Below are 6,860 nucleotides of genomic sequence, written 5' to 3'. Positions count from 1 at the left end.
CGGGCCGCGGCGCCGCGGCCGGATGCCGGTCATGAGGTCACGGAGCTGCTGAGCCGGGTCGACGCCGCACTCTACGCGGCCAAGAGCAGAGGCCGCAACCGCTACTGCCTGTTCGACGCCGCGCTGAACGAGACGCTGGAGAGGGGCCGCGACGTCGAGCGCGACCTCGCCGGCGCGCTGGAAGCGGGCGCGGTGACGGTCTGGTTCCAGCCGATCTTCCGCGGGGATGGCCGCACGGTGGAGAGCTTCGAGGCGCTGCTGCGCTGGCGGCATCCCCGCCACGGCCTCATCCCGCCGCCCGACATCGTCGCCACGGCGGCCGCCTCGGGCCTGTCCGACACGCTGCTGCGCTACATCCTGGAGCGGGTCTGCACGATGCTGCGGACGCTGCGGGAGCTCGGCCTCGACGACGTGCCGGTGGCGATGAACGTCTCGCCGCGCGAGCTGTCGCAGCTCGCCATCGACGATATCGTGCTGGAGACGCTCGCCGCGTACGGACTGCCGCCGGCGCTGCTGGAGATCGAGATCACCGAGGAGACCATGCTCGACCTGCGGATCGCGAAGGCGCCGCTGGCGGCCCTGTCGGCGGCCGGCGTGCGGGTGGCGCTCGATGATTTCGGGGTCGGCTATTCCTCGCTTGCGGCGCTGCGGCAGATGCGGGTCGACCGCATCAAGATCGACCGCTGCTTCGTGTCGTGCATCGCCACCTCGACCAACGACCAGGTGATGGTGCAGGCCATCCTGCAGATCGGCCGCTCGCTCGGCATGGACGTGGTGGCGGAAGGCGTGGAGACGGCCGCGGATCTCGGCGTCCTCCAGTCGCTCGGCTGCCCGGGCCTGCAGGGCTACCATCTCGGCCGCCCGATGTCGCTGCAGGAGGTGGCGCGCTGGGTCGGCGCCCCGCGCGTCGGGCAGGGCTGAACCCGGCGCCGCCGGGGACGCTCCCGACGGGATCGATCGCCCGGTGCGGCCGCTTCCGCGCGATGCCGCGCCATGGCACTCTCCGGCCAATCGGCATTGGCAGGAGAGGAACGCGTGATCAACAAGATCGTCCGCTCGGTCGCGGAGGCGCTGGAAGGCGTCAGGGACGGCTCCACCATCCTGCTGGGCGGTTTCGGCGCGGTGGGCCAGCCCGATACGCTGTTGGACGGGCTGATCGAGCAGGGCGCGCGCGACCTCGTCATCGTCGCCAACAACGCCGGCGCGGTGGACGGCTACGGCCTGTCGAAGCTGATCGAGCTGGGCCGCGTGGCGAAGATGATCTGCTCCTTCCCGCGCTCCAGCACCTCCAAGGCGTTCGAGAACCGCTACCGCGAGGGGAAGATCGGCCTCGAGATCGTGCCGCAGGGCACGCTGGCCGAGCGCATCCGCGCCGCCGGCGCCGGCATCCCGGCCTTCTACACGCCCACCGCCGTCGGCACGCTGCTGGCCGAGGGCAAGCCGACGCTGGAGATCGACGGCAAGCTCTGCGTGATGGAGAAGGCCCTGCACGGCGACGTGGCGCTGGTCGAGGCGTGGCAGGCCGACCGCTGGGGCAACCTCACCTTCCGCGACAGCGCGCGCAACTTCAACCCGATCATGGCCATGGCCTCGGCCCTGACCATCGTGCAGACGCAGCACCTCGTGGAGCTGGGCGAGCTCGACCCGAACGCGATCGTGACGCCCGGCATCTTCGTCAACCGCGTCGTCCACGTCCCCTACGCCGCCGGCGCGGCGCAGGCCGCCTGAGCAGGGAGGCAAGGATGCCCGACACCACCATCACCGAGGCTCCCGCCGGCTTCGCGCCGCTGGAGCGCCGCGCCCTCGCCGCGCGGGTCGCGCAGGACATACCGGAGGGCTGGTACTGCAACCTCGGCATCGGCATGCCGACGCTGGTCGCCGACTACGTGCCGCCCGAGCGCGAGGTGATCTTCCACTCCGAGAACGGCGTGCTCGGCATGGGGCCGGCGCCCGACCCGGAGCACGTCAACCCGTGGCTCATCAACGCCGGCAAGCAGCACATCACGCTGCGCACCGGCGGCTCCTACGTGCATCACGCCGACAGCTTCGCGATGATCCGCGGCGGGCACCTCGATCTCTGCGTCCTCGGCGCCTACGAGGTGGCGGAGAACGGCGACATCGCGAACTGGGCCACCTCGGCGGGCGAGCGGGCGCCGGCGGTGGGCGGCGCGATGGACCTCGCCGTGGGGGCGAAGCGGCTCTGGGCGGTGATGGACCACGTCACCAAGGACGGCCGGCCCCGCGTGGTGCGCCGCTGCTCCTACCCGCTGACGGCGGTGGGGGCGGTGCGGCGCGTCTACACCAACCTCGCCGTGCTGGACGTGACCGAGCGCGGCTTCGTGGTGCGCGAGATGGTGCCGGGGCTGACCTTCGAGGCGTTGCAGGCGCGGACCGACGCGAAGCTGCTGCGGGAGGGCTGAGGGCCGGGCGCGGCGGGGAAGGGCCTCGCCCTCCCCCGCACCCCCTCCCACCAAAGGGCGAAGCCCCTTTGGAAACCCCGTTCGGAAAGGCACCCGGGCGGTTTCGACACCCGGGCTCCGAACGAATAGAGGTGCAGGAGGGTCTCGCCCTCCTGCCGGATGGGGTCCGGGGAAGGCGGCGCCTTCCCCGAAAGGGCGTTTGCGCGCCCTGCCGCCCTCCACGGATGACATCCCCCGCATGAACCTCCTGCTCCAGGCCGCGCCGCTGCTGCTGCTGGTCGGCCTGCTCGCCGCCGGCCGCGTCGGCCCCATCCCCGCCTGCGCCGTCGCCATCCTCGCCGCCGTGCCCGCCGCGCTCGCGGCGCTGCCGCCCGGCGCGGACGCCGCCGGGCTGCTGCTGCGCGAGGCGATGCGTGGCCTCTGGCTCGCGGCGCAGCCGATTGCGGTGGTGGCGGGCGGGCTGCTGTTCCAGGCGGCGGTGACGCGGCCGGGCGAGGCGGAGCGGCTGCCGGCCACGCCGCTGCGCCTCTACGCGGGCACGCTGCTGGCCGGCACCTTCCTCGAATGCGTCACCGGCTTCGGCGTCGGCGCGGTGTTCGCGCTGGCGACACTGCGGCGCATGGGCATCGGCGGCGCGGCGGGGGTGGCGCTGGCGCTGCAGTCGCAGGTGCTGGTGCCCTGGGGCGCGCTGGGGCCGGGCACCGCCGTCGCCGCCGCGCTGAGCCACCTGCCGGTGCAGGCGCTGGCCACCGAGGTCGCCCATCTCAGCGCCGCCTGGCTGCTGCTGCTGGTGCCGGTGTTCCTGCGCCTCGTCCTGGCCGCCGGCGTGCCGCTGGGGATGCGCGACGCGATGGTGCCGGCGGCGCTGGCCGCCTGCGTCGGCGCGCTGCTGATCCTGTCGCACGCGGTGCTGCCCTACGAGCTGGCGGGGATCGTCGCCACGGCGCCGCCGCTGCTCTGGGCGCTGTGGCGGCTCGACCCGCCGGCCGATGCCGCCGCGTGGCGCGGCCGGCTGCGCGCCGCCTCGCCCTACGCGCTGCTGGTGGCGGCGCTGTTCGCGGCGCGCGCCTGGCCGACGCCGCCCTCGGCGCGCCCCTGGGAGGACCTGCCGGCGCTGCCGCTGACGCATGTGGCCGCCGTGCTGTTCGTGGTCTCGGCGCTGCTGCTGGCGTGGCGTCGGGTGCCGGCGACGCGGGCGGCGGCGGCACTGCGCCGGGCCGGGCGGCCGGCGCTGGCGATGGCGCTCTACGTGGTGCTGGCGCGGCTGCTGGCGGGCAGCGGCGTGGCGGGCAATCTCGCCCATGCGGCGGCCGGGGGGCTGGGCGGGCTCGCGGCCTACGCGGTCGCGCCGCTCGGGCTGCTGGCGGGCTTCCTCACCGGCAGCGCGGTGAGCGGCAACGCGGCGCTGATGCCGGTGCAGGCGGAGCTGGGCCGCGCCGCCGGCCTGCCGGCGCTGCTGGCGCCGACGGTGCAGGTGTTCACCACCGCCGCCACGGCCGGGATGAGCCTCGCCGTCACCGCGATGGTCTGCGCGGTGCAGGGCGAGGGCACGCGGCCCGGCCCGGTGTGGCGGCTGCTCTGGCCGGGCGTCCTGGCGGCGCTGCTGCTGGGCTGGGGGGCGGTGGCGCTGGGCGGGTGAGGGGGCGCCTGCGGGCCGGGTGCGACGCCCGACCCGCAGGACACGGGAGCGCCCGGCGCCGTCAGGCCGCCGCGCCGGCCCCCTGGCGCGCCCTGGCCGCGCCGACCGCCGGCGGTTCCGGCCCGCCCGCCATCCAGTCGAGCAGCTCGACCGTGTGCACCACCGGCAGCCCGCCCGCGAGCTGGGTGAGGCAGCCGATGTTGCCGGCGGCGATCAGGTCGGCGCGGGTGCGGGCGATGTTCTCCAGCTTGCGCTCGCGCAGCCGCCCCGCGATCTCCGGCTGGACGATGTTGTAGACGCCGGCCGAGCCGCAGCAGAGATGCGATTCCGCCGCCTCCTTCACCGTGAAGCCGGCGGTGCGCAGCAGCGCCTTCGGCTCGGCGGTGATCTTCTGCCCGTGCTGGAGCGAGCAGGCGGCGTGGTAGGCGACGACGAGGCCGGGCGACTCCCGCGACGGCGCGTAGTCGAAGCGGGTCAGCACCTCGGAGATGTCGAGGGCGCGGGCCGAGACCTCCACGGCGCGGTCGCGCCAGGGCGCCGGCTCGTCGCGGAACATGAAGCCGTAATCCTTCACCGTGGTGCCGCAGCCGGAGGCGTTGACCACGATCGCGTCCAGCCCTTCGCCCTCGATCTCGGCGCTCCAGGCGGCGATGTTGGCGCGGGCGGCGGCCATGGCGGGGTCGTGCTGGCCCATGTGGTGGGTCAGCGCGCCGCAGCAGCCCTGGCCGGCGGTCACCACCACCTCGATGCCCATGCGCGTCAGCAGCCGGATCGTCGCCTCGTTGATCGAGGGGGCGAGCACCTTCTGCGCGCAGCCGGTGAGCAGCGCGACGCGGCCGCGCCGCTCGCCCCAGGGTCCCTCGGCCGCCCGGTGCACCTGCGGCGCCTGGGCCGGGCTTTCCGGCGGCAGCGCGTCGGGGGCGAGGTCGAGCATGGCGTGCAGGCGCTGCCCGGTGGTGCCGCGCCTCGGCAGCAGCCCGCGCAGCGACTTGCCGAACCGGGCCGCCCGCAGCGCCAGCCGGAAGCGCCCGGGATGCGGCAGCACGCGCGCGAGCACCCAGCGCAGCGCCCGCTCGGGCAGCGGGCGCGTGTAGGTCTCCTCGATGTAGCGGCGGGCGTGGTCCACCAGGTGCATGTAGTTCACGCCGGAGGGGCAGGTGGTCATGCAGGAGAGGCAGGAGAGGCAGCGGTCGACGTGCCGCACCACCTCCTCCGTGGCGGGGCGGCCGCTCTCCAGCATGTCCTTGATGAGGTAGATGCGCCCGCGCGGGCTGTCGAGCTCGTCGCCGAGCAGCGCGAAGGTGGGGCAGGTGGCGGTGCAGAAGCCGCAATGCACGCAGGTGCGCAGGATGGTGTTGGAGACCCTGGTGTCGGGGTCCTTGAGCTGCTCCGCCGTGAAGTTGGTCTGCATCCCCCGCCTGCCTTTCCCCGCTGGCCTTTCGTTGAGTCGGTCGCAAGTCACGCTGCCGCCCCGCGCGGCGGGTGGCGAGGCCGGGGCGCCGCTCCGGCCGCCCGCCCCGGGACCATGCCGGTCCAGGGGGAGGCGGCGCGGCCGCGCCGGGCCGGCCTACAGGCCGGCGTGCATCCGCCCCGGGTTGAGCACGCCGCGCGGATCGAGCGCCGCCTTCACCCGCGCCGAGATGGCGGCGAGCGGCGCCGGCTCCGGCGGCAGCACCTCGCTCGACGCGCGCAGCCCGTCCGGGCCACGGAACAGCGTCCAGGTGCCGCCCGCCGCGCGCGCCGCCGCCATCACCGCCGCGTGCGTCGCGGCCTCGGCGGGGCCGGCGATCCAGAGCAGCCCGCCGCCCCAGTCCAGCAGCAGCTTCGCGTCGAAGGCGCGCGAGAGCGAGGCGGCGACGCCGGGCGCCGCGCTCGGGCGCACCGAGACGCGCCAGATCGCCTCCTCCGGCAGCGCGCCGAGCGGCGCCGCGTCGCGCACGGCGCGCCAGAGCGGCACGCTGCGTGCCGCCTCCAGCAGCGTCACGTCGCCTTCGCGCCCGAGCCGCGCCGCCAGCGATTCCGCGCGGTAGCGGACGGAGTCGGAAAAATCCTCGAGGCGCAGCAGCGCCGTCGGGCCCTGCAGCCCGAGCTCCGGCGCGCCGCCAGGCAGCAGCGCGGCGCCGCTCGGCCCGAACGGGCTGCCGAGCCCGGCCGAGAGCACGCGCACCCCGGCGGCGAGGTCGCGGACCGAGACGGCGACGGTGGCGGAATCCGGCGGCGCCGGCAGCACCTTCAGCGTCACCTCGGTCAGCACGCCGAGCGTGCCGTAGCTGCCGGTGAGCAGCTTGCACAGGTCGAGCCCGGTGACGTTCTTCAGCACCCGGCCGCCGGAATGCACCACCTCGCCCTGGCCGTTCACCAGCCGCACGCCCATCACGTGGTCGCGCATGGCGCCGGCGCTGATGCGGCGCGGGCCGGAGAGGTTGCAGGCGACGACGCCGCCGATGGTGGCCGGCCGCGTCTCCGCCGCTTCCGCCTCGAACAGCGCCGTGGTGTCGGGCGGCTCGGCGATCAGGTACTGGCCCTTCTCGGCCAGCGCCGCCTCGATCTCGGGCAGCGGCGTGCCGGCGCGGGCCGAGAGGATCAGCTCCTGCGGCCGGTACAGGGTGATGCCGGTGAGGTGGCGCACCGTCAGCGTGCGCGCCGCCTGCACCGGGCGCAGTAGGGCGCGCTTGGTGCCGTTGCCCTCGATGGCGAGCGGCTCGCCGCCGGCGGTGGCGCGGCGCAGGATGCCGGCCAGCTCGGATTCCGTGGCCGGCGAGAGGAGGCCGTCGGTCATGCGGCGCGTTCCGTGCTTCGGC

General features: G+C 75.2%; 6 protein-coding genes. 4 read left to right on the top strand and 2 right to left on the bottom strand.

Annotated features, from left to right (window positions below; all coding sequences use genetic code 11):
* From M0638_RS09605 to M0638_RS09590, 4 genes are all read left to right on the top strand, one after another.
* On the top strand, positions 1-921 hold a 921-nt coding region (locus M0638_RS09605; protein ID WP_248666756.1), incomplete at its 5' end, for a putative bifunctional diguanylate cyclase/phosphodiesterase.
* 114 nt (positions 922-1,035) lie between these two features.
* Positions 1,036-1,728, top strand: a complete 693-nt coding sequence (locus tag M0638_RS09600) for a 3-oxoacid CoA-transferase subunit A (protein WP_248666755.1) — start codon at positions 1,036-1,038, stop codon at positions 1,726-1,728.
* Between the two features lie 14 nt (positions 1,729-1,742).
* Positions 1,743-2,420 carry a 3-oxoacid CoA-transferase subunit B gene (locus M0638_RS09595; RefSeq protein WP_248666754.1) on the top strand — a complete coding sequence of 226 codons (678 nt, stop codon included), beginning with the start codon at positions 1,743-1,745 and terminating at the stop codon, positions 2,418-2,420.
* 238 nt (positions 2,421-2,658) lie between these two features.
* The gene (locus tag M0638_RS09590) at positions 2,659-4,059 is read left to right on the top strand and encodes an L-lactate permease (RefSeq protein ID WP_248666753.1); all 1,401 of its coding nucleotides are present in this window, start codon (positions 2,659-2,661) and stop codon (positions 4,057-4,059) included.
* Between the two features lie 61 nt (positions 4,060-4,120).
* On the opposite strand, the gene glcF is transcribed toward M0638_RS09590, so the two are convergent.
* Both glcF and glcE read right to left on the bottom strand, forming a co-directional pair.
* On the bottom strand, positions 4,121-5,470 hold the full coding sequence (gene glcF, locus M0638_RS09585) for a glycolate oxidase subunit GlcF (protein WP_248666752.1): 1,350 nt from the start codon (positions 5,468-5,470) through the stop codon (positions 4,121-4,123).
* Positions 5,471-5,626: 156 nt separating this feature from the next.
* The gene (glcE, locus tag M0638_RS09580) at positions 5,627-6,838 is read right to left on the bottom strand and encodes a glycolate oxidase subunit GlcE (RefSeq protein WP_248666751.1); all 1,212 of its coding nucleotides are present in this window, start codon (positions 6,836-6,838) and stop codon (positions 5,627-5,629) included.
* Positions 6,839-6,860 lie beyond the last annotated feature (22 nt).

Source organism: Roseomonas acroporae (assembly GCF_023223525.1).
Classification (GTDB): Bacteria; Pseudomonadota; Alphaproteobacteria; order Acetobacterales; family Acetobacteraceae; genus Roseomonas_E; species Roseomonas_E acroporae.
Note: the sequence above shows the minus strand (reverse complement) of the source record. Positions and strands in the feature narration are given on the sequence as shown.

Coding starts and splice junctions, on each gene's coding strand:
- M0638_RS09595 (WP_248666754.1), top strand. CDS start 1,743: ATGCCCGACACCACCATCACCGAGGCTCCCGCCGGCTTCGCGCCGCTG.
- M0638_RS09590 (WP_248666753.1), top strand. CDS start 2,659: ATGAACCTCCTGCTCCAGGCCGCGCCGCTGCTGCTGCTGGTCGGCCTG.
- glcF (WP_248666752.1), bottom strand. CDS start 5,470: ATGCAGACCAACTTCACGGCGGAGCAGCTCAAGGACCCCGACACCAGG.
- glcE (WP_248666751.1), bottom strand. CDS start 6,838: ATGACCGACGGCCTCCTCTCGCCGGCCACGGAATCCGAGCTGGCCGGC.